16 protein-coding genes are annotated in these 26,091 nt (G+C 71.2%); 6 read left to right on the top strand and 10 right to left on the bottom strand.

Going from position 1 to position 26,091, the window contains the following annotated elements; translation table 11 throughout:
- The first annotated feature begins 55 nt into the window (after positions 1–55).
- From C4U44_RS28415 to C4U44_RS28425, 3 genes are read left to right on the top strand one after another with little or no spacing between them, the layout of a single operon-like run.
- Positions 56–805 carry a thioesterase II family protein gene (locus tag C4U44_RS28415; RefSeq protein WP_103888911.1) on the top strand — a complete coding sequence of 250 codons (750 nt, stop codon included), beginning with the start codon at positions 56–58 and terminating at the stop codon, positions 803–805.
- A 52-nt stretch (positions 806–857) separates the two neighbouring features.
- A complete protein-coding gene (locus tag C4U44_RS28420; RefSeq protein WP_103888912.1) occupies positions 858–3,431 on the top strand; it encodes a penicillin acylase family protein in 2,574 nt (857 codons plus the stop codon).
- 6 nt (positions 3,432–3,437) lie between these two features.
- A complete protein-coding gene (locus C4U44_RS28425) occupies positions 3,438–3,953 on the top strand; it encodes a hypothetical protein (protein ID WP_103888913.1) in 516 nt (171 codons plus the stop codon).
- Positions 3,954–4,168: 215 nt separating this feature from the next.
- On the opposite strand, the gene C4U44_RS28430 is transcribed toward C4U44_RS28425, so the two are convergent.
- Both C4U44_RS28430 and C4U44_RS41685 read right to left on the bottom strand, forming a co-directional pair.
- Complete coding sequence (locus C4U44_RS28430; protein WP_103888914.1) at positions 4,169–6,448, bottom strand: helix-turn-helix transcriptional regulator; 2,280 nt, start codon at positions 6,446–6,448, stop codon at positions 4,169–4,171.
- Positions 6,367–6,585 (bottom strand): MbtH family protein, encoded by a 219-nt coding sequence (locus C4U44_RS41685; protein WP_103888915.1) that lies wholly within the window; start codon positions 6,583–6,585, stop codon positions 6,367–6,369. Before C4U44_RS41685 ends, C4U44_RS28430 begins: the two co-directional genes overlap by 82 nt.
- Before the next feature lie 121 nt (positions 6,586–6,706).
- Here C4U44_RS41685 and C4U44_RS28440 point away from each other — a divergent pair, with 121 nt between their 5' ends.
- Positions 6,707–7,036, top strand: coding sequence for an ACT domain-containing protein (locus C4U44_RS28440; protein WP_235032412.1), 330 nt, complete (start codon positions 6,707–6,709; stop codon positions 7,034–7,036).
- 39 nt (positions 7,037–7,075) lie between these two features.
- Here C4U44_RS28440 and C4U44_RS41690 read toward each other — a convergent pair whose 3' ends face one another.
- Positions 7,076–7,246: a hypothetical protein gene (locus C4U44_RS41690; RefSeq protein ID WP_160145126.1), complete on the bottom strand. Its 171-nt coding sequence runs from the start codon at positions 7,244–7,246 to the stop codon at positions 7,076–7,078.
- Positions 7,247–7,428: 182 nt separating this feature from the next.
- Positions 7,429–7,737: a hypothetical protein gene (locus C4U44_RS28445; RefSeq protein ID WP_103888916.1), complete on the bottom strand. Its 309-nt coding sequence runs from the start codon at positions 7,735–7,737 to the stop codon at positions 7,429–7,431.
- 928 nt (positions 7,738–8,665) lie between these two features.
- Between C4U44_RS28445 and C4U44_RS28450 the strand changes: the two genes are divergently transcribed.
- Positions 8,666–9,628: a helix-turn-helix domain-containing protein gene (locus C4U44_RS28450; RefSeq protein WP_160145127.1), complete on the top strand. Its 963-nt coding sequence runs from the start codon at positions 8,666–8,668 to the stop codon at positions 9,626–9,628.
- Positions 9,629–10,189: 561 nt separating this feature from the next.
- Positions 10,190–11,038, top strand: coding sequence for a hypothetical protein (locus tag C4U44_RS28455; RefSeq protein WP_146088359.1), 849 nt, complete (start codon positions 10,190–10,192; stop codon positions 11,036–11,038).
- 110 nt (positions 11,039–11,148) lie between these two features.
- Here C4U44_RS28455 and C4U44_RS28460 read toward each other — a convergent pair whose 3' ends face one another.
- From C4U44_RS28460 to C4U44_RS28485, 6 genes are all read right to left on the bottom strand, one after another.
- Positions 11,149–16,329, bottom strand: a complete 5,181-nt coding sequence (locus tag C4U44_RS28460) for a non-ribosomal peptide synthetase (RefSeq protein ID WP_160145128.1) — start codon at positions 16,327–16,329, stop codon at positions 11,149–11,151.
- 220 nt (positions 16,330–16,549) lie between these two features.
- Positions 16,550–17,626: a class I SAM-dependent methyltransferase gene (locus C4U44_RS28465; RefSeq protein WP_103888920.1), complete on the bottom strand. Its 1,077-nt coding sequence runs from the start codon at positions 17,624–17,626 to the stop codon at positions 16,550–16,552.
- 56 nt (positions 17,627–17,682) lie between these two features.
- Positions 17,683–18,771: a guanitoxin biosynthesis L-enduracididine beta-hydroxylase GntD gene (gene gntD / locus C4U44_RS28470; protein ID WP_235032413.1), complete on the bottom strand. Its 1,089-nt coding sequence runs from the start codon at positions 18,769–18,771 to the stop codon at positions 17,683–17,685.
- Positions 18,772–18,774: 3 nt separating this feature from the next.
- Complete coding sequence (locus C4U44_RS28475; protein ID WP_103888921.1) at positions 18,775–22,056, bottom strand: non-ribosomal peptide synthetase; 3,282 nt, start codon at positions 22,054–22,056, stop codon at positions 18,775–18,777.
- Entirely contained in the window at positions 22,056–23,321 is a 1,266-nt protein-coding gene (locus C4U44_RS28480; protein WP_146088360.1) for an MFS transporter, read from the bottom strand. Before C4U44_RS28480 ends, C4U44_RS28475 begins: the two co-directional genes overlap by 1 nt.
- Complete coding sequence (locus C4U44_RS28485; protein WP_160145129.1) at positions 23,318–25,951, bottom strand: amino acid adenylation domain-containing protein; 2,634 nt, start codon at positions 25,949–25,951, stop codon at positions 23,318–23,320. The genes C4U44_RS28480 and C4U44_RS28485 overlap by 4 nt, the downstream gene beginning before the upstream one ends.
- Positions 25,952–26,091: the final 140 nt, after the last annotated feature.

The following is a 26,091-nucleotide window of genomic DNA, read 5'->3' on the forward strand; positions in this document are numbered from 1 at the left end:
CCATCGACTCCCCCGTTCACGCCTCTCCCCGCCTCTCCCAGGAGGACGCCAGACCATGCCAGTCGACACAGGTACCTCCCGCTGGTTCCTCCGCGAACCCTCACCCGAGAGCGGCATCCGGCTGTTCTGCCTGCCGTACTCGGGCTGCGGAGCCACCATGTACCGCAAGTGGCCCCGGTTCCTGGGGGACATCGAGGTCTGCCCCGTCCAGTTCCCCGGCCGCGAGAACCGCTTCCGCGAGGAGCCGTACGGAACGTACGAGGCACTGGCCGACGACCTGGTCGAGGCCCTGCTCCCCCATCTCGACCGGCCGTTCGCCCTCTTCGGTCACTGCGGCTCCGCCCTGCCGGGCTACGAGACCGCGGTACGCCTCGCCGAGCGCGGCTACCCGGCGCCGGACCGCCTGTTCGTGTCCTCCCAGGTGGCACCGCACACGGGCCCGCAGGGCAGGTTCCTCGAAATGAGCGACGCGGAGCTGGCCGAGGAGGTCCGCACCCTGATCGTCCAGCTCGGCGGCGCCCCGCGCCCCGACCTGGTCGAGCTGAGCCTGGACATCCTGCGCGCCGATGTCGAGGCCAACAAGCGCTACCACCCCGCCGCGCCGGTCCGGTTGGTGTGCCCCATCACCGCGCTCGGCTGGAACCAGGACGTCGAGGTCGACCACCGGCTGATGGCGTCCTGGTCCGACTGCGGAGAGACCGAGTTCCGCGTGCTCGACGGAGCCCACTACCGCTTCATGGACGCGCCGGACGAGCTGCTGGACGTCTTCGCCCGTGACCTGGGGCGCCCGGTCAACGCCTACTGACGGCGACCGACGCCTGTCGGTCCACCCGATCTCGACCCATGACGGGAGCACCATGGCTGCCAGACTGCGCCGCGTCGCCGCATGTCTCACCGCGACGCTCAGCGCCACCCTGCTGATGTTCGTCCTGGGCGTCGGCATCGGACCGGTGCCGGCCCTGGGACGGGCCCTCGCTCCCGGCGGGGGCGTCTGGCCGTCGGCCGCCGGCGCCCGGCTCCCCCACTCCCAGGCTCTCCGGATACCCGGCCTGACCGGCACGGCGGAGGTCTCCTTCACGTCGTCCGGCATGGCCTCCGTACAGGCGTCCAACGACCACGACCTCTTCCTCGCCCAGGGGTACGTCACGGCCCGCAACAGGCTCACCCAGATGGATCTGGAGCGCCGTCTGGGCGAGGGCCGGCTGGCCCAGCTCCAGGGGTCCTCCGCGGTGGCCTCGGACACCTTCGAACTGCGCCTCGGGTTGGAGCGCACCGCCCGGGCCGAGTGGGCCGCGACAGCCCCCGGTAGCCCGGCCGGCCAGGCACTCACCGCCTACGCGCAGGGGGTGAACGACCGGCTCGCCGAGTTGCACAGCACCCACGAGTGGCCGGCGATCTACGGTCTGACCGGGGTTCACCCGGCCCGCTGGACCCCCGTGGACAGCATGGTGGTGCAGGAGGTCCTGACCCAGCAGCTCGACTTCACCACCGCGCCTCTCGACTACAGCATCCTGCAGAAGTCGCTCGGCGCGGCGGACACCGCGCGGTGGTTCCCCGTCCAACCCGCCAACGCCCAGCAGCCCTACGACCCGGGCCCGTACCACTACCTGGGCACGGATCCGTTGGCCGCGGCCAACGCCAACGCCGCCGCGGTGCCGGCGACCTCGTCGGCCGCTCCGACGACCGCCGCAGCCACCACCTCGACCACCACCGCCGATGCCGCCGCGGCCGCGGTCTCGATCCTGTCCGGCACCGCGAGCCTGCCCGACGATCTCCGGCACATCCATCCGGACAGCAACGCCTGGGCGGTGAACGGCTCCGCCCTGCGGGGCGGCGTGTCGCTGCTCGCCGGCGATCCGCACCTGCAGCTGTCGCTCCCCTCCTACTGGTACGAGGTCTCCCTGCGCTCCCCGGGGTTCGACGTCACCGGTGCCAGTCTCCCCGGCATGCCCGCCATCCTGCTGGGTCACAATGCGCACATCTCCTGGTCCCTGACGGACGTGCAGAACCAGTCCACGCTGTTCTACAAGGAGAGGACCAGCTCCTCGCACCCTGACGAGTACTTCTGGCGGGGCGCTTGGCGTCCCCTGCAGAAGGTCCACTACACCATCCCGGTGCGCGGAGCCTCCTCGGTGCCGCTGACCGTCAACCTCACCGTGCACGGCCCGATCATGACCGAGAAGGGCCAGACGACCTCGGTCGACTGGATGGGAGACATCCCCTCGGCGGATCTCAGTGCCCTGCTGTCCGTGAACACCGCGAGCGACTGGGGCGGCTTCACCAAGGCGCTGCGCGAGTGGCGCGCACCCACCCAGAACTTCGTCTACGCGGATGACCAGGGCCACATCGGCATCATCGCTCCCGGCTACTACCCGCTCGTCCGCTCCGGCAAGCCGTGGCTCCCGCTGTCCGGGACCGGCGAGTCCGACATCTCCGGCACCATCCCCTTCGCCGCCGTCCCGAAGACCTACGACCCGCCCGGCCATGTGGTGGCGACGGCCAACCAGCGCCCGGTCGGCGCGAACTACCCGTACTACATCGGCACCTCGCAGGGATTCGACCCCGGCTACCGTGCCGACGAGATCTACGGCTCCCTCGACGGTACGACGCAGGACGGCAGTTCCGGCTCCGCGGCGCTCCAGAGCAGCGTCACCGACAGCCTCGCCCGCTCGATCGTGCCGCGACTGCTCAGCGCACTCGACGGGACGTCCCTCGACGCCCGGTCCCGGTCCGTCCGGACCATGCTGGCCGGCTGGAACGGGTCCATGGACGCCTCGTCCCCGGCGGCGAGCGTGTGGTGGACCTTCTGGGGCACGTACCTGAGCACCGTCTTCCAGCCCTGGTGGGACGAGGCGAAGGTCCCGGTGAGCCTGGACCCCTGGAACCTCGATCTCGGCCACGCCCCCGGCCCGCTGGTGGAGGATCTCGAGCAGTGGACCCTGCACGACCCGACCAACGCCGCCTTCGCATCGCCGGGTTCGACCACTCCCAACGCCCCCGCGGCCATGCGCGCGGCCTTCACCAAGACCGTCGACTCGCTCACCAAGCAGCTGGGGAACGATCCGGCCGACTGGACCTGGGGGCGGCTGCACCAGCGGAAGATCCCCTCCCTGACCGGGGCTGCGGCACTCGGCTACGGCCCGTTCCCGGCCGGAGGCGACCCGTGGACCCCCAACGCCGCCGACGACGGCATGGTCTCCGACTTCGGGCCCAGCTGGCGTATGACGGTCACCTGGACCGGTCCCGGACAGTCCACCGCCAAGGCCATCTACCCGGGCGGGCAGAGCGAGGATCCCGCATCGCCCTGGTACCAGAACCTCATCCCGCTGTGGTGGGACGGACGGTACCTGCCGCTGCGCACCGCCGCCGAGCAGTCCCGCGACGGCACATCATCCGGCGACGTCCGCTGGACCCTCCGACCGGAACGGTGAACCGTGATGACATCCCTTGAGCTCTCGACCGCGGCCGAGACCGCCCGGCCGGCCCCGCCGACGCCGTTCACCCGCCTGCGCGGTCGGCTGCCCGCCCCGGTGGCGACGGCTGCCGTCCTGGGCGCCGCGGCCACCGCCCTCGGTACGGCCGCGGGCCTGTGGTTCCTGCCGTTCGCCTTCGGGCTGGCCGTCGGCGTCTGGGGCCGCCGCAGGAGCACGGCGCCGATGCTCGCGACGGCCGGCCTCGCATCCGGCGCCGGGTGGGCGCTGCCGCTGCTGTGGAGCGCCTTGCACGGTGGCTCGGTCTCCTCGACGGCGCGCATCGTCGCGGCACTCGCCGGCCTGCCCCCGTCGCCCGCCCTGGTTCTGCTGGCCACACTGCTGGTCGCCGCTCTCCAGGCGATCTCGGCGGCGGGACTTGCCCGCACAGTGTGTCACCTGTCCGCCGCACCCGCCCGGACCGAAGATGTACCGCCCGAGGACGTAGACATGGGCGAGGACTCCACGCGGCGGAGCAGCTGAGCTGTCGCCGACCGTGGTCATCCGGCACGTGGTCATCCGGCAAGGAGCGTGGCCGCCTGTCCCGGCGCGCCCTTCACGCCGGGAGCTCGGTGCACCTGACGGACCGGCGAGAACAGCCTGCCGCCGGCGCGAACCCGCCCATTGAGCGGGCCCGCGTCGGCGGCAGGCAACCCGTGAAAGCATCCGGTGTTCGCCCCGGACCGCGAACGACGGTTTCAGCCCGCGACGGGCAGCCCGCCCCCGGCCCGGCCGACCAGGTGGGCCACCTGGACCCGCGAGGTGACCTCGAGCTTCTTGAAGACCCGGGCGAGGTAGGTCTCCACCGTCTTCGGGCTGATGACCAGGCGGGTGGCGATCTGCTGGTTCGTCATTCCCTCACTGACCAGCCGTGCTATGCCCTGCTCCCGCTTGCTGAGCAGGCCCAGGGCGGACACGGTGGACCGTTCGGGCGCCGCGGTCCCCGACTCGGCGCGTCCCGGCGGCAGTTGCTCAGGGCCCCGGCCCTGTGCCCGGGCGAGTCCCGACCGCATCCGGTTGCCGAGCTGCGCCTGCTGGTACCGGACCGCGAGTTCGAGGCCGCGGCCGAAGTGGCGTACCGAGAGGTCGAGGTCCTGGAGCCGCAACTCGGCCTCGGCCAGCCAGTACAGTGCTTCGAGCCGGCCCGCCGCCGCGGCGTCGTCGAGTGCGTCGACCAGTACCGCGGCGTCCAGCGCGTAGGCCGCGGCGTCGGTGCGGTCGTCCCGGTCCAGTGCCAGCAGGGCCAGCAGGGCCTGGGCGTGCGCCCGTACCGGACGTTCCCCGTCCGTTCCGAGCCGCAGCAGCTCCGCCTGGTCCTGCGCATGGGACGTGCCCAGCTCGTAGGCCAGGGTCACCCGCTCCAGGTGAAGACCCGCTCCGGCCCGGCCCGCCGGCCGGGCGCTGAGCAACAGCCGCCGCGCCGCGCTGTGGTCGCCCCCGAACCGCAGCGCGCGAGCACACCACTGCGTCGCTTCGCCCCGCAGGCCGGCGTCGAGCCGAGGGTCCGCGCCGGCTGCCTCGTGGGCTTGCAGGCAGGGTCCGACCCGGCCGGAGGCGGCCAGTGCGATCGCGAGCAGAGCCGGCAGTTCTGGCGGAGTACGGTGCGCCAGCAGGCGGTCGGCCGTACGCAGCCAACGGACGGCCTGATCCGGTGCCAGCGGGACCGCTTCCCTGGCGGCCGTCAACAGCTGGGCCGCCGCCGCCGTGTCACCGATGGCCGCGGCGTGCTCCAGGTGGTGGGCGCAGCGGGTGGCTGACATCCCGCGGCCGTACAGTGCGGTGGCGGCCCGGCTGTGGGCCGCGCAGCGCCAGCCCGCACCGGACGCGTGGTAGAAACCGGCGCGGACGGCGAGGTCACGGAACCTGAAACCACGCCAGACACCCTCCGACCGCAGCAGGTCCGCGGCCAGCAGCTCGTCGAGGCCGGCGAGCACACGCGGTTCGGCGAGATGCGCGACCGCGGCCACCACGTCGGGCTCGAAGGGGTCCCCGGCAACCGCCGCGGCCTCGGCGACCAGCCGCGCGAGCGGGGTCAGCCGGTTCTGTCCGACCGCGAGAGCTCCCGGGACGACCGGCGGCACGCCGATCCGCAGCTCGTCCATGCCATAGCCGCGGCCGGAAGCGGTCGATCCGGCCTGGAGGAAGGCCCGCAGCACTCCCGGGTTGCCGGCGCTCGCTTCCCGCAGCACGGCCTGCCGCGCGGGCGCGGTGCCGGGTGGGATGAGCGAGTCCACCTCCTGGGCGCCCAGGGGGCGTGGCGCCACCAGCCACACCGGTAACGCGCCATGGCTCCCGTATCCCTGCCAGGGTAGGTCCGGGCCCTGCCGCGGGCGGTACGCCGCCGCGATGACCACCCTCCGGTGCGGAGGATGGTGCAGCAGGTACTCCAGGATCTCCAAGGAGGCCGCATCGGCCTGGTGAACGTCGTCGAGCAGGATCAGCAGGGGCGAGGCGGCGGCTGCACACTGCAGCAAGGAGCTGATCGCGCGGCCGACCGGGTAGCCCTCGGTCGGCGGTCCGGCCGGAGCCGCCCCACGGCCCAGCACGGGGAGCACCACAGCCACCGACTCCGCGTCCTGGGGGGCGAGCCCGGCGGCCGCTCCCTCGGGCAGGCCGTCCAGTGCATCGGCCAGCAGCCCGTACGGTACGGCGACGGCGCGGGCCCTTCCGGAGACCACCTGCCAGCCGGCGCCCGCGAAACGTCGGCGCACCGCGGTCAGCAGATGGGTCTTTCCGATCCCCGGGTCACCGACCAGGGCGACGAACTGGGGCCCGTGCTCCGAGGCCCTGGCCACCGTCTCGAAGAGTCGCAGCTCTCGTGCGCGGCCGACCGGAGCCACGGATACACGTCCCGCCACTGTCGTTGCCTTTCTCAGTCGTGCGCGGACGGGCTGTCTCAGCGTTGCCGTGCTTCCATGTCCCGGCGGACACTCAACGGGCGCATGTCCGTCCAGTGCGCGTCGATGTAGGCCAGGCACTCGTCCTTGAACCCCTGGAAGCCGGCGTTCGTCCAGCCCAGCGGCAGCGGCATGTCGTTGCGCCAGATCGAGTACTGCTCCTCGTCGTTGACGACGACGTCGAAGACGGCATCGTCGAACTCTTCGGTCTCCTGCATGATCGGCCTCCATGGCTCGGTGTGGGGTAAAGTGAATGGGGCATGGCAGATGGACCGTCCTATGAGGGAAGCCATGACTTCAGCGACCGTCCAACGGCTTCGTCTACTGCCGACGGAATTCGTGGTCGAGCACCTGCCGGGTGCGCGCAGCGCTCCCGATGACCGGTGGTTCGCGCTGATTCGGGCCCCCGAGGGCCTGACGGTCATTCGCGAGCACACCGCCGAAGGCACCGGCGATGAGCTGTGGACCGGGTTCTACGGTGACAGCGCTCACGCCCTGGACCTTCCGGGCATGTTGGTCGCGCTGGTCGGGCCGCTGGCCGCGGCAGCGGTACCGGTGTTCGTCGCCTCCACTTACCACGCGGATGTGGTGCTGGTGCCCTCGCCGCGGAAGGAGGAGGCGATCAGCGTGCTGCAGCGGGCCGGTCACGAGGTGGGCGGCCCGGTCTGAGTCCTGCCCGAGCCGCGGGGCCCTTACCGCTCGCGACGGTCAGCCCCATCCCAGGGTGTCACCGCTCGGCGAGGCGAGGGGCGCCGTCGCGCTCTGCTGCGAACCACGGCCTCCAGCAGCGGTGTTCGGTCCGTGTCCGGACACCACTGCCAGCGAGCCGAGCAGTACCAGGGCCAGTGCGGCGAATATCGACACGGTCAAGATCTTCATGTGTGAGCGACCTTCCAGCGAGAGGGAATGGGCTGCCCCAGGGCACCGGCTTCCTACGACCGTTCCAGCCGCGCCCTGTCAGGTCTTGAGCATTCCTGACCTCAGGTCCGACTGTCACGCGAGGCTCCTGGCATCAAGTGCGATGGCACCAAGCGGCAATTCCGGAAGCGGGCCGTCCGCGGTCACGGCAGATCCATCGTCAGCATGAAGTCGGCCTCGCAACGGGTCAGGCTCCATCCCGGAAAGACCACGGACCGGGCGATCGCATCCAGACAGGCGCGGCGCACCGCGGTCTCCGCAGCCAACAGGGAAGGTGCCAGCACGAACGCGATCGCGTCGATGCGGCGCCCCGACTGGTCCGTCAGGGCGGTGAGTTGTTGGACCCCGCACGGCGGGGGCAGCCCCTCGATGAGGACCTCGACCAGGTCCGTCGGTGTGGGCTCGCCGTGGGGCGAGCCGGTCCTGAGCAGTTGGAGTCGAATGGCGTACATCAGTGCAGCATGGCCGCCGCGGATGCCGTTGCCGCGGGTTCGGTGCCTGCAGCTTCCGGCCTCGCACCATCCAGCCAGACCACGGCGAGCGGGGACCACCGTGCGTGCGGGCGTCCTTCGGCCGGCCCGCACGCACGCCACGCCCTGGACGCCGCCGGCGAAAAAGACACCGCGCACCCGAAAGGGAAAGCCCACGACGCACTTATCAGAGACCAGGCCACGGCGCGTCCAGGAATCAATGACGCGAACGGTCCCGGGTGAATTCATCGGGGCGGATGAGAGCGAATCGATTTCCCTTTCCCCGGCGTTGGCGGACTGTCGCGATTTCCTGAACGGGCCGCTGGGCGGGGAGGATGCGTTCGCGCAGGAGATCCAACCGGACCGGCCGTGATCGCGAACGATCAGCCCCGGTGTTCGCCCCTGCCCGACCCCGTGAGCCCGTACCGCTGCCGACCGCCAGGGGACGGCCCGCGGCCTCCGGCGAGTTCTCCGCCCCAGCGTCGGGCTGATCAGCGGCGCGGTCAACCACCCTCTGACGACCACCGCTTCGCCGTCCACCACCCGCCGTCCCGTGCGGACATGCTGCAGAGTCCTGAACGCGACCCCTCAACACGTCGCGCAACGGGGGATGTTCATCCGTACGCGGCGGGCGTTCACATGTGCGCACGCGATCGGGCGGCCGTCGGAACCCGGTTCCGCGGACAGGGAACGGCGCATAGCGGGGCGCCGACACACAGTGTTCACGATGCCGCGCCGCACGGCTGCCGAGCTTCGGGTTTACCGCCCGGACAACCGACGAAACCTTACATGCTCCACCACTCGGGGTGTACATATGGCTACCATGGCGACGCGCCAACGAGGACTCACGGGGGAACCAGTGTTCGAGATACTCGGGCTCGATGATCAGGTTGAATCCGTATACCACATAATGCTGCGGAACCCCGACTGGGGCATGGCGGAACTGGCCACGCACTTCGGGAAGTCGGAGACGTGGATCAGCGCGGCACTCGCACGGCTCGCGGAACTCTCCCTTGCGGAGAAATCCCCCGAAGCCGGGGATCACTGGCACACCATCAGCCCCGCACTCGGCCTCGCCTCGATCCTCGCACGCAAGGAAGCCGAACTCGCCCGGCACCAGCAGGAGGTCGAGCTGAGCCGCGGTGCCGTCAGCGCTCTCATGGCGCAGTACAGCGCGCTCAACGTCGGCTCCCCCAGGCTGGAGTCCGAGTTCTACACCGACCTGGGGGAGGTGCGGATGAAGATCGAGCAGTTGGCCCGCGAGGCGCGCCACGAAGTCCTGGCCTTCGCCCCCGGCGGTGTGCAGCCGAAAGAGGTGCTGGACAACAGCAGGCCCCTTGACGAAGCCGTTCTCGGCCGCGGCATCAGTATGCGTACGGTCTACCTGGAGAGCATCAGGAACGACGCCGCGAGTGTCGGCTACGCCCGCTGGCTGACCGACCTGGGCGGGCAGGTGAGGACCGTCTCCACCCTTCCTCTGCGCATGATCGTGGTGGACCGTTCGACCGCGATGCTGCCCCTCGATCCCGCCGAGGCTCGCGCGGGTGCGTTCGTCGTGACGAGTGAGGGCGTCATCACCCCCCTGGTGGCGCTCTTCGAGCGGGTGTGGCAGGACGCGACCCCGTTGGGCGCGCCGCAACGCCGCGACAGCTACGGACTGACCAGCCAGGAGCGAGAGGTCCTCCACCTGCTCGGGCTCGGTCTGACCGACGACGGCGTCGCCCGGCACCTGGGAATCTCGCTGCGCACCGTGCGCCGCATCATGTCCGAGCTGATGACCAGGATGAAGGTGAAGAGCCGATTCCAGGCCGGCCTGATCGCCGGTGCGCTCGGCTGGGTCGCCGACGCGGAGACGATCAAAGCGCCGCGCTGAGAAACCGCTGCCCGGTCGGCCCGCACCGTCCTCCGGACGCCGTGACTCCGTTCATCCGTTCATCCCCAGCGCCCGAAGGGACCTGTTAGGTTCTCGCTCACGCTCTCGCATCGACGACGAGCGAGGGCGACCCGACCACGACGGCATGCCCTTCCACGGCGCCGTCGGCGAGAACGGTTCGTCAGCGCCTTGCGGGACCGGGCTGTACTTGGGCCCGGTCCCGATCAGAATGGCCACGGACGTCGAGGCATTTCCCCCAACAGCCGCCAGTTGCTGCATTTCCGGGTCCGTCAGGTACTCCCAGAAGACGGACAGGTGACGGTCCTGAGTTTCATCCAGCGATATCTCCATGGCGCCGCGTCAACCTCCACTGGATCGCTACCTAGTTGGCCGGCTCTGCTTGACCTGTACCCGACCTGGTGCGGTTCCAGGTCGGGCACATCCGCACGGATGTCGACACCCAACAGCGGCATTGACATGACATCACATCCAGGTTATTTTCGAGGGCCTTCACATCCTCCTGCAATATTCGAAAGACGGGCCAATCGGGCATTTCGGAAAATGGGTGCGTTCATTGTGAAGCAAGATTTTCGACTCACCGGAGTTCAAACCGAATCGGCGTTCTTCCGCTTCGAAGAGCGGAATGAATTCGACCCCGAGCCAGTGATGGACGTTCTGCGTGGGCGGCGACTCGGCGTGATCTTCCGCGATGCGATACCCGAGGACGCGAAGAAGGAGACGGTCGCCCGATTCTGGAGCAGCCCTGGTCTGCTGCGCCGCGACGGGGAGCCCTCCTACTGCATCGGCTCCTACCACTGGAACAAGTCGACCGAGAGCTACCTCAAGGACGCCGCGACGACGGCTGACGCGGTACTCCCGCTGCTTGACGTGCCCCACTCTCCGTGGCGCTCCTTCAGGTCGGCGATGGCGGAGGAACTCGCCCGCTACGGTGCGAGTATCCGTATCGCCGAACACGAAGGCGAGCCTGCCGGTGCCGCGTTGATTCGCGCATGGGACAAGGAAGGAAGTTTTGCCCTCGACCCTCACGAGGACGAGGCGCAGTGCACGGACCCGAGACAGGCCGGATTCGAGATCCAGCGAGCGGCCGACTACGAGATCTGCGCCGTCAACATGTGTGTCCAGCAGGGAGACGGTGGCCGTCTGGTCGTCTGGAACATTCGTCCGGACGACGACAGCAGAACATCGCTGGGAATTCAGCACACGGGATTCTCCTACCCGGCAGCGACCCTCGAACCATTCGATGCGATACAGCTCGATGTTCGAAGCGGTGACGTCTACGTGTTCAACGGACGACATGTCCATGCCGTCGACGCCTGCAAGGGACACCGGACGAACGTGTCGTTCCTCATGGGTTTCGTCGACGAGCGGACTGTCGTCACCTGGACGTGAGCGCGAGGCGGACGGCGACGAACCCGCACGCTTTGTCTCGACCGTAGGCGGGCCGGTCGGCGGTCCACGGTCGACGTCCCCTCCGCGTTCCCGCGCCGCTGCCGGTGCGACTACGGTTCACGGTCGTTACCTGCGACCTGCACGGCGAAGGCAAGTGCCTCGGCCGGTGTGCCCGCGCGCAGCGCCACCTCCCATCCGGCCGGTACAGGAACCCCCACCGGCCAGAGGCACCGTTGGTTCTGCGTGCCGCGCAACACCAGGCAGAGCGCCTCGGGCTCGGCGAACGGATCCGGGGTGATCGCCGCTTCCTCCTCCAGCAGCACCAACTCCCCCGTGACGTCGAGGTAACCTGCCACGCCGGTGCGCGCCATGGTCGCGCCCGGGGCGCCGAACGGGTCCGCGACGAACCACCGGACGGCGAACTCGACGGCGTGGCGCGCGTCCGGCGACACCCCACTCACGTAAAGGCGTCCCGTGATGCCGGCCGGGACGGGTGTGAGGGTGTAGTCCAGCACGCGTAGGTCGGGCCTGATCGCGGGGCCGGCTTCCCCCAGCGCGGCGGCCAACCGCCGGGCCGGCTCACCCGGCTTGTTCCAGCCGTCCGGCTCCCACACAGGGGACGGTTCGCCGGGCCGGACCGGCGGGACAGGGTCAATTCGGAAGTCGAACGCGCTGACCCGCGTCGAGGGCTCCGACGAGCCTCGGGCCAGCACGGCGATCAGCCAGTCCACCAGGCGTCCGGCAGTCGCCCTGTCGAACAGGTCGAGACTGTAGTCGAGCGCGCCGCTGATCCCGTCGGGGAGGGCGTCGGCCGTCCGACGGGTCCGGAACCGGAAGGACAGGTCGAACTTGGCCGTCGACGTCGGCACGGCTCCGGAGGTCACGACCAGCCCCGGCATGTCGACGTCGAGATGCGGCGAGCTGTGAAAGGCCAGCATGACCTGCACCAGCGGGTGACGGCCCGCCGCACGGGCCGGGTTGACCAGTTCGACCACCTGCTCGAACGGCAGATCCTGATGAGCGTAGGCGGCCAGGTCGGTCTCCCTGACCCGCTCCACCAGCCTGCTGAAGGGAGGATCACCGGAAAGGTCGGTGCGCAGCACCAACGTGTTGAGGAAGAAGCCGACCAGCCCCTCCCACGCACGGTCCGGCCGCCCGTTGGCGGCAGTGCCGATCGGCACGTCGGTGCCTGCGCCCAGACGACTGAGGACCACGGCCAGACCCGCCTGCACCACCATGAACAGACTGGTACCGGTCGCGCGGGCCAGGAGCTGCAACCGGCGGTGGACGTCCGCCGGAATGGTGATCGGCAGTGTTCCGCCGGCCGCGGTCGGCTCGGCCGGACGCTCCCGGTCGCGCGGCAGCGGCAGTTCATCCGGCAGGCCCGCCAGTGCGGCCGCCCAGAACCGCTCCTGACCGGCGGCGGCGCCGGCCGCCTCTCCGGTGCCATCGAGCAGGTCGCGCTGCCAGGCGGCGTAGTCGGCGTACTGCACGGTCAGCGGTGGCCACGCCGGTTCCCGGCCCGCCCTACGTGCCGCGTACGCGGTGGCCAGGTCCTCGGTGAGCGGCAGGAAGGACCAGCCGTCACCCGCGATGTGGTGCAGCACCAGCAACAAGGCGTGATCCTGCGGGCCCAGCCCGAACAGCGTTGCCCGCAGAGGCGGTTGCACGCTCAGATCGAACGTGCGGCCCATCTCGGCGACGACGGCCGCGTCCAGGCGTCCGAAGGTTGTCGGCCAGGCCGTCAGGGCGGTGGTGACCGGTGGCCCGGGCAGCACCCGCTGGTACGCCGTGCCGCCCTCCTCGCGAATGACCGTCCGCAGCACCTCGTGCCGTTCGACCACGTCTCCCAGCGCGGCGGAGAGCGCAACAGTGTCCAGATCTCCCGACAGCCGCATGACGTAAGGGATGTGGTAGGCGATGCTTGACGGCTCCATCCTGTGCAGGAACCACATCCGCGCCTGTCCATAAGAGAGCGGGGGGTGTTCCGGTCGGATGCCGGCCCGCACCGGCGGCCGGTTCGGCCGCTCGGTGGTGAGGGCGCTGGCCAGTCCCGAGACGGTCGGGGTGTCGAACACGTTCCGGAGGGTGATCCCGGCGCCCAGTACCGCACGCACCCGGTTGATCAGCCGGCCGGCCAGCACGGAGTGACCGCCGAGGTCGAAGAAGTCGTCGTCCCTGCCGACCCGGTCTTGATCAAGCCCGAGGACGTCGGCGAACAGGGTCTGCAGCACTGCCTCGTGCGGAGCTGACTCCCCCACCCGCCCGATGGCGGCCCGCGCCGCCGGTTCGGGCAGGGCGCCGCGGTCGACCTTGCCACTGCGGGTGAGCGGGATGCGGTCCATCACGACGAGGACCGCAGGGACCATGTAGTGCGGCAGACGGTCCGCGGACCACCGCAGCAGCGCGTCGGTGTTCACGCCGCCGTATCGGGGCTGGACGTAGCCGACGAGGTGCCGGTCGCCGAAGCGGTTCCGGCCGGCGACGACCACGGCCCGGGCAACGGTGGGCTCGGCGCGCAGCGCCGCCTCCACCTCGCCGAGCTCGACGCGGAAGCCGCGGATCTTGACCTGCTCGTCGGCGCGTCCGGCCAGCAGGAGGACGCCGTCGTCCCGCCAGCGTGCCAGGTCGCCGGTCCGGTACATGCGGGTGCCGGGCGGCCCGTACGGGTCGGGGACGAAGCGCTCGCCGGTGAGCGCGGGCCGGCCCAGGTATCCCCGGGCGACCCCGGCCCCGGAGACGCACAGTTCGCCGAGCACACCCGGCGGCACCGGCCGTGTACCGCCGAGGACGTACACGCGGATGTTCCCGAGCGGCCGTCCGATCGGGACAGGGCCTGCGGGGAGCGGGTCGGCAGGGTCGATCCTGTGGTCGGTGCAGGCGACAGTCGCCTCGGTCGGGCCGTAGTGGTTGGCTATCACCACGCCCGGATGCCGCTCCCGCCACTCCAGTAGCGCCTCGCCGAGGAGTTGCTCGCCGCCGACAACGAGGGTGCCGACCGGGGAGACCGCGGACTCCCCGAGCAGCACGGGCAGGTGGGACGGGGTCACCTTCAACAGCGCCGGCCGCGGCGACGGGGTCAGGTCCAGGCTGCCGAGGTGGACCCGCCCCCCGGACATCAACGGGGTGAAGAGGCTGGTGACCGTGCCGTCGAAGGAGATCGACGCGTGCACCAGCGTGCTGTCGCATGCCGTTGGGTGGACCCGGGCGACCTGGGCAAGGTAGTTGACGACCGATCCGTGCTCGACGACCACCCCGTTGGGTTCGCCGGTCGAGCCCGAGGTGTAGATGACATAGGCGGGGCAACCGGCCGTCAGCGGCGCCGTCCGGTCGCCGTCGCAGGGGTTCGTGGGGCGCCGCCGAGCGGTGGCGGGGACGGTCGGGGCGGCCGCGACCCCCGGCCCGGCCCCGACGGCGTCACCCGAAGGCGCGTCCACGCCGGTGTCCGGTGCGTCGAGGAGGACCAGTCGCACACCGTGGCCGACGGGGAGGGTACGGGCGGTGGCAGTGAGCGTGAGCAGCACGGCGGGCCGCGCGTCCGACAGCATGGTGCCGATCCGCTCGTCGGGCAACTCCGGGTCGACAGGCAGGTATGCCGCGCCGGCCTTGAGGGTGGCCAGTACCGCGACGACCAGGTCGTGGGTGGACGGAAGCGCGACCGCCACGAACTGCTCGGGCCCGGCACCCAAGCCGATCAGGCGCCACGCCAACCGGTTGGCGCGCGCGTTCAGTTCGGCGTAGGAAAGCTGGAGGTCGACGGTCTCGACGGCGACGGCGTCGGGGGTCCGCGCGGCCTGGCACTCGAACATCTCTGGCAGCACGGACGCCTCGGGCCGGGCGGCCGGCCGGTCGGCGCGGCTCCAGGCCGCGAGGCGCTCGGACTCTCCCTCCGTGAGCACGTCGAGCTCGCCGATCCGGGTCGCGGGCGCCGCCGCGCAGCGGGTGAGCAGCGCGACCAGCCGGTCGAGCAGACGTTCCGCGCTCGATTCGCCGAACAGGTCCAAGCTGTAGGTCAGGTCGAGGTAAGGGCCGTGGTGCGCGGGTTCCCGGCTGCGCCGGCTCGGGCTGTCCGGGTCGCCCGGACCCTCCGTTCCGTCCGCGAAGGCGAGAGAGAGGTCGAACTTCGAGGCCCTGACCTGGACCGGGACCAGCTCTGCCCGCATGCCTTCGAACCGGGCGTCGGGCCAGACCTCGTCCCAGGAGGTCAGCATGATCTGGAAGAGCGGGTGCCGTGCCGCGCTGCGCGGCGGATTGAGCAGTTCCACCACCCGCGAGAACGGCAGGTCCTGGTGGCGGTACGCGGCAAGGTCGGCGTCGCGCACCCGGTCGACGAGCTCGCCGAACCGGGGGTTGCCGGAGGTGTCCGCCCGCAGCACCAGCGTGTTGACGAAGAGCCCGACCATGTCCTCAAGAGCTGTGTCGGACCGCCCCGACACGGGAGCGCCGACAGGGATGTCCGTGCCGCAGCCGAGCCGGGTGAGCAACGCGGCCAGGCCGGCGTGCACGACGGTGAACAGCGTGGTGTCGTGGGCCGTCGCGAGTGACGCCAACCGGGCTCGTAGGGCGGGGTCGAGAGGCCGCCGCACCGAGCGCCCGGCACCGGACGGCGTGGCCGGCCGGGGGCGATCCGCCGGAAGCGCGAGTTCCTCCGGGAGCCCGGCCAGGGCGCCGGTCCAGTACTCCGCCTGCTCGTGGGCGAGACTGCCCGGGTCCTCCTCCTCGCCCAGGACCCCGCCCCGCCACACGACGTAGTCGGAGTAGTCCACCGGCAGCGGCTTCCACCGCGGTGCCGTGCCCACGACGCGCGCTGCGTAGGCCGTGGACAGGTCACGGCACAGCGGGGTGAGCGAGAGGCCGTCCCCTGCGATGTGGTGCACGACCAGCAGGAGGGTGTGCTCCTCCTGGCCCGTCCGGAACAGCCGGGCCCGCACCGGGGGTTCGGCCGCCAGATCGAACGGTTCGTGGGCCACGTCGGCGAGCGCCTCCGCGAGCCGTGATGCGGAGACGACCTGCAGCGGTATTTCGTACCGACCGGCCGCTGGGTCCAGGAGCCGCGGCCGCGGACCGCGCCCGTCGCGCGTGCCGCTCCGGCCGTCGTCGCGTTCGCCGTCGACGATGACGGTATGCAGTGGTTCGTGCCGCGCCGCCACGTCGCCGAACGCGGCCCGCAGCGCGAGAACGTCCAGCGGCCCGGTCAGTCGGATCGCCAAGGGCGTGTTGTACGCCCCGCGCGCGTCGGCGGCCTGGTCGTGCAGCCAGATGCCGTACTGCTCGTAGGAAAGGGGGCTCATCGTTTGCCACCTGGGGGGTACGGGGGGTGGCTTCGCGGTGTTGCGGGGGTTCGCAGGTGAGTCAACCTGGACCGATGGCATCGCATGGTGTGGGCAGTGTTCCTGTCGTCGCGGTGATCAGCGGCAAGACGGCGTGAGGTGGCGCAGCGACGGAGGTCGACGGGATCAAGGCGGCCGTGTCCTGCATCGACCAGCCCAGCCCTCCTGACACCCGGTCCGTTCAGCCCAGTTCGAAGACGAACGACTCGGCGGGTGTGTCCAGGAGGTGGGTCCTTCGCAGTTCCCAACCGGCCTCCGGGAAGACGTCCCGCCACTCGTCGAGCGACGGGATGCACGCGCCCATCAGGGCGTGCCCGACCTCGTAACCGAGGGAGAAGACCGGCATCGCCCCACGACCGGGCCCTTGGGTGCGGGCCGTGTCGCCGAGCAGGAACCGCCTGGCCCGCGGAAAGACGTCCCGCAGCCGGCGCAGCGATGCCACGCAGTCCGCGCGCGGCCAGAAGTCGTGCCCCATCATGAAGCAGGTCAACAACTCCGCGTCCTCGAACTCCGGACGCGGTGCCAGATCCCGGACATCGCCGTGCACGAAGGACACACGGTCGCCGACTCCCGCGTCGGCAGCGTCGCCGCGGGCCAGGTCCAGCGCCGCCGGAGCGATGTCGATACCGAGCCCGCGCGCCTGCGGATGGCGCCGCAGGATCTGCGTGAGCCGGCCGCCGCCTCCGCATCCCAGATCGACGACGAGGGAGAAGTCGAAGTCCAGGGCGTCCATGGCGCCCCGGAACGCTGGTTGGAAGAACTGCGCGTCGATATCGGCACAGGCCCGGCTGATCGCCTCGGCGTCGCGGCGGTAGAACCGCCCCGTGCGGTTGGCATTGCGCATCACGTCGGGCATGGCAGTGAACAACGGCGCACTGCCCCGGCACAGCCAGTGGAAAAGAGCCTTGGTGCGGTAGGTCTCCTCGAACGCCGGTCCCGGCAGCACCTCGCACATGCCGTCGCCGCCTGCGTCGTTGTCGTTGCCGCCGCTCCGCTCGTACCGCACGATGTCGACCGTGGCGAGGGCGGTGAAGACGGCCTCGGTGGAGGGCACGTCCAGGTCGTGCCGTTCGGCGAACTCCGGGGCGTCGAGCCGTCCCTTCTCCCGCAGTTCGTCCAGGGCGCCGATCTCCCATGCCGCGGCGATGGACCATGCCGCGACCGCTGAGTTGAAGATGCGGGCCACGTCCGCGGCCTGCTGCCGCTGTGCTCCCGATGTGTTCGCCCGGTCCTGCGTACCGGGTGCGCCCGCTGACATCCGCCTGCTCTCCTCGCTGCCGTCGGGTGGGTCTGCCGAACCGCTCCTGCCGTGAGTCACACCAGCACACGGGAGTTCGGTCCGTGCCGACGGTCCGCGCACGCCCTCAGGTCGGCACTGATGTTGATGCGGCGCAGCCATCGGTCGGTGCCGTCGAAGCGGGCGGTGAAGGGCCTGCGGCCGTGCACCGCCCGCTTGTTGTCAATGACCAGCAGGTCGCCGCTGCCGAGGGCGATTTCCTGCATGGTGCGGTGGATCTCGGAACCGATCAGGGACAGCGCGCGCTCGGCATCCGGGTCGCCGAGCTCCTCCGGCATGAACGCCGGATCGATGCGGAGGAACGGGAACCGACGGTCCCCCGACAGCACGGCGATCCGCTGCGGCCGGGTGGACATGTCGGCGATCCGGTCGAAGGCGGCGGACACGTGGTCGCCGCTGCCGGTTCCGGTGGTGGCCTGGTTGAACGCGACCGTGTGGGACTCGTCCGGCAGGATGACGTACCGCTCCTCGAAGAGCAGGTCACGCACGTCCTCGCCGAGTTCCAGGTCCTGGACCGGGGCGAACATGGTCGGTGCACGGTCGGGGTTGCGCAGCCCGAGCAGCATGATCCAGTCGGCCCGGTGCGGATGGAAGGCGTCCTCGGTGTGCCACTCCAGTTCGGTCTGCGAGCTGGACCCGAGTTGGGTGTCCTCGTGGCCGCAGACCGGGAAGACGTCGAGCATCAGCTTCCCGCGCTGCTGGGTGGCGAAGGAGAACGGCTCGCCCAGGAGAGAGGCCAGCAGGAGCAGCAGCGTGCTTGCCCGGGCGGACTCCTCGGTGCTGGACTCTGCGGTGGCCTCGGTCGGCGTCGGGCCGAGCGCATCCTCGTCGACCGGCAGCCCGGACAGCAGTATCCCGGCGGCGGGTGCGTCACTGGCCAGCCGGAACCCGGTCAGCAGCTTCCGCAGTCGTACGGGCAGATCGTGTGCGCGCACCGCAAACTCGGTGAGCCGCTCCTCGGGGGGTGTATCGGCGGCACCCAACTCCTCGATGAGAGCACGGATCCGACTGGCCTCCTGCGGAGTCACTCGCATGCGCAGCACGCTGCCGGGCACGGCTGTCGTCGTGCGGGCGTCGATATCGGTGTCGGTGTGGCTTGTCTTCACTGGCTAACCCCCCGGCTGGTTCGACGGATCGATGGGGCCCGCGACCGCCGCGGACAGGACACGGACGAGCCCGGCGATGGTGGGCTCGTCGAAGAAGGCGTGCAGCGGTACGTCCACATCGAACGCGTCGCTCACCTCGCCGATCATGCGCATGGCGAGCATCGAGTGCCCGCCGAGGTGGAAGAAGCTGTCCTGCCGCTCCACCTGATCGACCGGCAGCAGGTCCTGCCAGATCGCCGCTATTCGCGCCTCGGCCACCGAGCGCGCCTCGCCCGACGCACGGGGTGCCGCGGCGGTCCCGGTGGGCGCGCGGTCAGCCGCGTGCTCCCGCAGCCACCGCCGGTCGAGCTTGCCGCTGCGGGTGACGGGGAGCCGGCTGTGGAAGTGGATCTGGGCCGGGACCATCGCCGCGGGCAGCCGCGAGCTGACGTGATTGAGCAGATCGGAGACGGTCAACGAGGGGTCGGCGCGGACGGCGTGCGCGGTCAGGACGGGCTGTCCGGCACCCGTGGACGGCAGGACGACGCAGGCCGACACCGCATCGTGCCGCTGGATGACCGCGGCCACCTCCCGCGGATCGATCCGGACGCCGCGGATCTTGACCTGGTCGTCGACGCGGCCGAGTACGGTCAGCGTCCCGTCGGCACGGAAGCGCCCACGGTCGCCTGTGCGGTGGACCGGATCGGCCGGATCGCCGGTATGCGGGTTCGGGATGAAGCGGGGCGCGCGGTCGTCCGCGGTCCCCTCCGGTACACGCGTGCGGTACGGCGTCCTGATGACGATCTCGCCGATCTCACCGACGCCGCACTCCCGGTCCTGCGGACCGAGCACCATGACCTGCGCACCGGGAAACGGCCGCCCGACCGGCTGGGTGCCCGGGCGCGGCGGGAAGGTCACGCGATGCCAGCACGTGGCGAGCGTGGTCTCCGTCGGGCCGTAGAGGTTGACGACCTCCGCTGCCGGGAACGCCGATCGGAAGTCGCGCACGAGTGCGTCGGACAGCGGTTCGCCGGCGAAGAAAGCGGTCCGCAGGCAGGTACTGTCCGGGCCGCCGGACCGCTCGGCGAGCCAGGCCGCGGTGACGGTCGGCACCAGGTGGGCCAGGGTGACGCGCTGCCCGGCCAGCCATCCGAGAGGGTCATCGGGCAGCCGTCCGCCCGGCCGGTCCGGAACGCACAGCGTCGCGCCGGAGACGAGCGGGCAGAACACGTCGCGCAGGAACACGTCGAAGGACGCGTCCGTGAACTGGGCGGCCCGGTCCGCGGGTCCCACCCCGAAGGTGTCACGCTGCCAGCCGAGGAAATGGCCCAGCCCCTTATGGGTGCCCACCACCGGCTGCGGCTCTCCGGTCGTCCCCGACGTGAAGCACAGGTACGCGCTGTCGTCGGCTGACACCTCGGGAGGCGGCGGCACCCGATGCGCGCCGGTTTCCGAACCGGCGGAGCCGAGACCGGTGGCGGGGTCGACCCGCAGCACGGGGACGCGGCACCGCGGCGGGACCTCCTCGTCGTCGGCGCACAGCACCAGGGCGGGCCGCCCGGCATCGAGGAGCGCGGCCTGACGCCGCATCGGCGCGGCCGACCCCATCGGCATCAGCACGGCGCCTGCGCGCAGGACCGCGAGCATGGCGGCCACCATCCCGAACCCGGAGCCGCGTACCGCCACCACGTGCCCCGGCTCCACTCCGGTGGTGGCCAGTGCCGAGCGCAGGTGCTCCGACCGCTGCCACAACTCACGGTAGGACCAGACCCGTCCGGCGTGCTCCACGGCGGGTGCGCCGGGGTTCCGGGACACCTGACCGGCCACCATCGAGACCAGGTCGCGGGTCGCGGGTGGCTCGGGCAGCGGCGCGCGCGGGTCGGGCAGCACGGCTCGGTGCTCGGCGGGCAGCAGCGAGATCGCGTCTGCGATCCGTCCCGGGGTCTCGGCGACCTGCCGCAGTACGTGGTCGAGTTGGGCGAGGAAGGCAGCCGCGTCGTCCTCGGCGATCCGGTCGGCCCGGCCGGACAGCAGCAGCCGCCAGCCGCCCGGGCCGGTGACGGTACGCAGCACCGCGCGGGAGGCGGGGTCGGGCGGCGGACCCGGCGTGGCCGGCTCGGCCACCAGGTCCCCCCACCGCTGCGGCGGCGTCGCCAGCAGCGGCGGCTCGACCACGAGGTCCGCTGTCAAGGCCGGCGACCGCTCACCGAAGGCGTCCGCCGGGTCCCCGGGGTCCACGCCGACGCCTGCTCCAGGGGCAGCTCCGATGTCAGCCGGGGAGGTGTCGTACGACAGGTCCTGGTACCGGTAGGCATCCACCACCGCATCGCGGACCCGACTGACCAGCGCCGCGAAACCGGGAGTGCCGGAGAGGTCTGTGCGTACAGCCACCGTGGTCGCGAACGCGCCGATGGTGCGCTGCCAGCCGGGCCGGCGCCCGGTTGCTGCCGCGCCCACCATCACGTCGGAGGTACCCGTGCGGCGACTGAGGACGAGTTGGGCCACGGCGATGAGCAGCATGTGGTCGGTGGCACCGCAGACGGCGGCCACCCGGGACAGCTCGGCGGACACCGCGGGGTCCAGTGCGCGGGTGAGCAGGACTGCCCCGGCGTCCGTCGATGGGCCGTCCGGCGTATCGAGGGCCGTCCCGTGGGGCAGGTCGGCGAGCCGTTGTGACCAGAAAGTTAGATGACCGCCCGTCAGCCCCGCCAAGGCGGCCGACTGTTGCCGTAGCGCCTCGGCGTAGCCGGTGGCCGGACGGCTCCGCGCGGCCTCGCGGCCGGGCAGCGCGGCGCCGTACCGCTCGCCGAGTTCGGCCAGCAGCAAGGTCAACGACCATTCGTCGCAGGCCAGCCGGTGCGCGGCCACTTCCAGCAGATGATCGCCCGCGCCGAGGTCGCGCAGCCTGATCCACAGCGGCTGTGCGACCCGGGTGGGTGACGTGCCTTCGCATCGGTCATCGGGGATGACATGAGGGGCGTCGCCACCGTCCAGGAGACGTTCGGACGCCCTGTCAGCGTCGGGAGACAGTCGCGGTGCTGGAGCGGCGCCGAGGTGCTGCCGCAGCGTCCCGCCCTCGTCCACGGTGAACGCACAGCGCAGCGCGTCGTGTCGATCGGCCACCTGCTCGATCGCCCGCTGAAGCGCCGTACGGTCCGGTGTTCCGTGGAGCCGTAAGGTCCGGTGTGCCCACAGGCATGCGTCGTCCAGCCGGCCCCCGGACAGGCGCAGCATCCGGCGCTGGGCAGGGGTGGCCGGCAGGCTGGACGCCGCGGCAGGGGCGGGCGCGGCGGATCGGGACCGCATCAGTCCTCCCCGGCGTCGGAAGTGCGCCGCAGCGCGGCGTCGTCGACGACCCGCATCCCGACCAGGGCCAGCAGGACGGTGATCACCCCGCCCCCGAGCAGTACCTGGGGAATGCCGGTGAACGACGCCACGGCGCCACCGATCAGCGCGCCGACCGGCGCGGCGGCACCCGCGAGCAGCCGGTAGGCGCCGTTGACCCGCCCCGCGAGATGCTCGGGGACGATGTTCTGCCGCGCTGACACCGTCAGGATGTTCCAGGTCACCGCGGCGCACCCGACCACGGCGAGCAGCAGCGCCGCGACCACGGCCTGCCGGACGACGCCGAGCAGTAGCGTCGCCACACCCTCCAGGAGCATGACCGCGGTCATCACGCGCGCGGCGCCGAAGCGAGTGCCGAGCCGGGAGGCCAGCAGGCTTCCGCACAGCGCCCCGGCGCCGATGCATCCGGACAGGACACCGAAGCCCACTCCGCTGACGTGGAAGCGGTCCTGGGCAAGCAGCACCAGCAGGCCGATCCAGGCGGAGAAGACCAGGTTGTCCACCGCCACCAGAAGCGCGAGCGTGCGCAGCACCCGGTGGTCCCACAGCCAGCGGGCCCCTTCCCCGATCTCCGCGCGCAGCGACCTCGGGCCGGGCGCGCCGGTCGCGGGCCGGTGCCGTTCCTGGCGGATGCCGGCGACCAGGAGCGAACCGGTGGCGTAGGAGAGCGCGTTGAGCAGCACCGGTATCCACCCGGCGACGGCGTAGAGCGCGCCGCCCACCGGGCGGCCGACGAAGTCCTTGCAGAGAATGCGCGTTGCCGTCAGCCGGGAGTTGGCGCGCCGCAGTCGCGGCGAGGAGCGGGACACCAGGTGCGGCAGGATGGACTGGGCGGCGGTTCCGTAGAACGCCTCGCCGGCGGCGATCAGGAATGCGACAGCCACGATCAGTCCGATCGACCCGTGCCCGGTGGCGATCAGCAGCGCCATCAGCACGACGACCAGGAACCGGGCGGCGTCGACGGCGGCCATGGTCCTGCGGTGGTCCCACCGGTCCACCAGGGCACCGGCCGGGAGGCCCAGGACGACGATCGGCACCGCGCCGGCGGCGGTGACCACCGAGATCGCTGCGGGGTCGCGCGTGTAGTGCGCCGCCAGCAGCGCCACGGAACTGAGAAACATCCCGTCGCCGGTGATCGACACGGTGGCCGAGCCGAGCAGTTTCCCGAAGTCCCCGCTGCGGTCCTGCTCGTCGTGGGGCACCGGGTTCGCCGGTGCGCGGCTCATCGCCACTGCTCACCCCGCCTCTCCGTGTCCGGGTCCGGGTCCGGATCCGCGTCCGAGGACAGGGACTGGTCCCCGGTGCTGCCCACGTGCCCCAGGGCGTCCTTGATCCGCGCGGCCACCGCGGCCACGATCGGCGGCCGCAGGATCGTGTAGTGGTCGGCGGGCAGCGCGAGCACGTCGAAGGTGCCGCAGAGCTCGGCCCAAGGCGACGCCATGCTCGGATGACCGACCGTGCGGACCAGGTGCGTAGGACCGGCGTAGGGCGCCGGCGTGTGCTGGTGGAACGCCTCGTACAGCCAGACGAACAGCTGGAACCGGGTCAGCAGGTCGGTCTCGGTGAGCAGCCGCAGGGAGGCGTCGTCCGGCCTCGCCCTGGTCATCGAGGCGACCACGTCGGCCCACGACGCGGTCAGGAGATCCGCCGTGAGTTGGTCGGACGGGAGTCCGAGGGAGGAGAACAGATCCCGCAGGAAGACCGTCCTTGCCTCGCCGCGGTCGACCGGCCGTGGCTCCGAGGCCGGGTTCTCCGTGTCGATCATCACCACGGGGGCGCGGGTGCCGTCGCGTTCCTCCCATCGCACCGCCATTTCCTGCGCGATGACGCCGCCCATCGACCAGCCGGCCAGGACGACCACGCCGTCCGGTCGTGCGGCCAACAGCTCGTCCAGATAGCGGGCGGCGAGCCGGGACACCGTCTCTCCGGTGGGCCGCACCGCCTCGAAGGCGAGCACCGCGCACGTCCCGTGGAGCGCTTCGATCAGCGGCAGGTAGGCGAACACGCTCCCGCCCACCGGGTGAACCAGCACGAGCGTCGGGCCCGCCGGGTGCTTCCTGAGCAGCCGCAGATCGCCGCGGGCCGCATCCGGCGCCTGCGCGCGAGCGACGTCCACCAGGTCGGCGAGGTCGGCCAGGGTCGGTGACGCGACCAGGTGCCCGATCGGCACGTCGACCCCGAAGTCCGCCGACACGGCGGCCAGCATCGTGAACGCCAGCAGCGAGTGCCCGCCCAGCGCGAAGAACTCGTCGTCCGCGAAGACCTCCTCTGTGCCGAGGACTTCGCGCCACACCTCGGCGATCCGCAGCTGCGTCTCCCCTTCGAGCCGGCGGCCGGTCCCGGCGCCGCCGCGCGCGGCCGGTACCGGCAGGGCGGCGTCGTCCACCTTGCCGTTGGCGGTCAGCGGCAGCCGGTCCAGGACCACGACGGCCGACGGGACAAGGTGCGCGGGCAGGCTTCCGGCGAGCGCGGCACGGACCTGGGACGAGGTGATCTCGGCGTCCGGTTCCCGGGCGGCATATCCCACGAGTACGAGCCGGCCGTCGGCTGCCGGCCGGGCACGCACCGCTACCGCCGCCACGCCGGGCAGCGCCAACAGCGCAGCCTCCACCTCGGCGGGCTCGATCCTGACCCCGGAGACCTTCACCTGGCGGTCCATCCGGCCGAGGAACTCCAGCCGTCCGTCCGGCAGGAAGCGGGCGAGGTCACCGGTGTGATAGACCCGCTCGCCGGGGCGGTGTGCGAACGGGTTCGGCCGGAACCGCTCGGCCGTGCTCCGCGGGCTGCCGAGGTAGCAGCGGGCCAGCCGGCTGCCGCCGATCACGATCTGCGCCGGAATGTCGGCAGGCACCGGCCTCAGCCGGCCGTCGAGCAGATACGGCTCGCTGGCGCGCACCGGCCGGCCGATGGGCACCCGCTTGTGCTGTCCCGGCGGCCGCACCACGACCTCGAAGGTGGCGAACATGGCAGCCTCGGTCGGCCCGTAGATGTGGACCAGATGACCAGGGAAACCACCGTCGAGAAGAGCGCGCACCGCCTCGGCGTTCACCGACTCGCCGCCGAACAGCAGGAACCGCATCGGCGCGGCGGCCAGCGCCTGGTGGTGGCGCTTCTGGTTGACCAGTGCGCTGGTGGGAGCGGCGATGGTGACGGCCCGGTCGGCGATCGCGGCGACCAGGGCGTCGGGGTCCGCGACCTCGTCCTGCCTCAGGATGACGAGACCACCGCCGCGCGCCAGCGCCGACCAGGTCTCGAACACCGCCGCGTCGAAGGACGGGCTCGCGATCTGGGCCATCCGGTCGGCCGGCCCCAGCATGGCGTAGTTCGGCTGTCCCACCATCTCCGCGATGGCACGGTGGGTGAGGCAGACCCCCTTGGGCCGGCCGGTGGACCCGGAGGTGAAGAGCAGTACCGCGAGGTTGTCCGGGTGGACCACGGGCAGGGCGCGGGGCGCAGTGCCGTCAGCGTCCTGAGCAACCTCCGCGTCCATCCGGTCCAGCAGCAGGAGTTGCACCGCGCCCGGATCGAGCAGACCGGCGTGCGCGCTGTCGGTGACCACCACCACCGGAGCGGCGTCCTCAACCATGGCGCCCAGCCGCTGCGCCGGATAACCCACATCCAGCGGCAGATAGGCACCGCCCGCCTTGAGAACCGCGACCACCACCGCCACGAAGTCCACCGAGCGCTCAAGGCACACGCCGACCACCGACTCGAGTCCGACACCGAGGCGCCGCAGAAGTGCCGCCAGCTGGTCGGAACGGCGATCGAGTCCTCGATAGGTGAGCCACGACGGGCCGGAGCAGACCGCGATCGTGTCCGGAGTCGAACGGGCATGGCGCGCCACGAAATCGTGCAAGCACGTCTCATTCACGGCTGAGCGGATTTGTGTTTTCGCCGGAAAATTTCGGGAGTTCACCAGAAAAACCGCCAAGCAGTCAAAGGAGGCGAGGCAATGATGAGTACGCTCCCTTGCCTGCGACGACCAAAGCGCATTTC

This window comes from Actinacidiphila yanglinensis, assembly GCF_900107965.1.
GTDB lineage: Bacteria > Actinomycetota > Actinomycetes > Streptomycetales > Streptomycetaceae > Actinacidiphila > Actinacidiphila yanglinensis.

Coding starts and splice junctions, on each gene's coding strand:
- C4U44_RS28415 (WP_103888911.1), top strand. CDS start 56: ATGCCAGTCGACACAGGTACCTCCCGCTGGTTCCTCCGCGAACCCTCA.
- C4U44_RS28420 (WP_103888912.1), top strand. CDS start 858: ATGGCTGCCAGACTGCGCCGCGTCGCCGCATGTCTCACCGCGACGCTC.
- C4U44_RS28425 (WP_103888913.1), top strand. CDS start 3,438: ATGACATCCCTTGAGCTCTCGACCGCGGCCGAGACCGCCCGGCCGGCC.
- C4U44_RS41685 (WP_103888915.1), bottom strand. CDS start 6,585: ATGCAGGAGACCGAAGAGTTCGACGATGCCGTCTTCGACGTCGTCGTC.
- C4U44_RS41690 (WP_160145126.1), bottom strand. CDS start 7,246: ATGAAGATCTTGACCGTGTCGATATTCGCCGCACTGGCCCTGGTACTG.
- C4U44_RS28445 (WP_103888916.1), bottom strand. CDS start 7,737: ATGTACGCCATTCGACTCCAACTGCTCAGGACCGGCTCGCCCCACGGC.
- C4U44_RS28450 (WP_160145127.1), top strand. CDS start 8,666: ATGCTGCGGAACCCCGACTGGGGCATGGCGGAACTGGCCACGCACTTC.
- C4U44_RS28455 (WP_146088359.1), top strand. CDS start 10,190: ATGGGTGCGTTCATTGTGAAGCAAGATTTTCGACTCACCGGAGTTCAA.
- C4U44_RS28460 (WP_160145128.1), bottom strand. CDS start 16,329: ATGAGCCCCCTTTCCTACGAGCAGTACGGCATCTGGCTGCACGACCAG.
- C4U44_RS28465 (WP_103888920.1), bottom strand. CDS start 17,626: ATGTCAGCGGGCGCACCCGGTACGCAGGACCGGGCGAACACATCGGGA.
- C4U44_RS28475 (WP_103888921.1), bottom strand. CDS start 22,056: ATGCGGTCCCGATCCGCCGCGCCCGCCCCTGCCGCGGCGTCCAGCCTG.
- C4U44_RS28480 (WP_146088360.1), bottom strand. CDS start 23,321: ATGAGCCGCGCACCGGCGAACCCGGTGCCCCACGACGAGCAGGACCGC.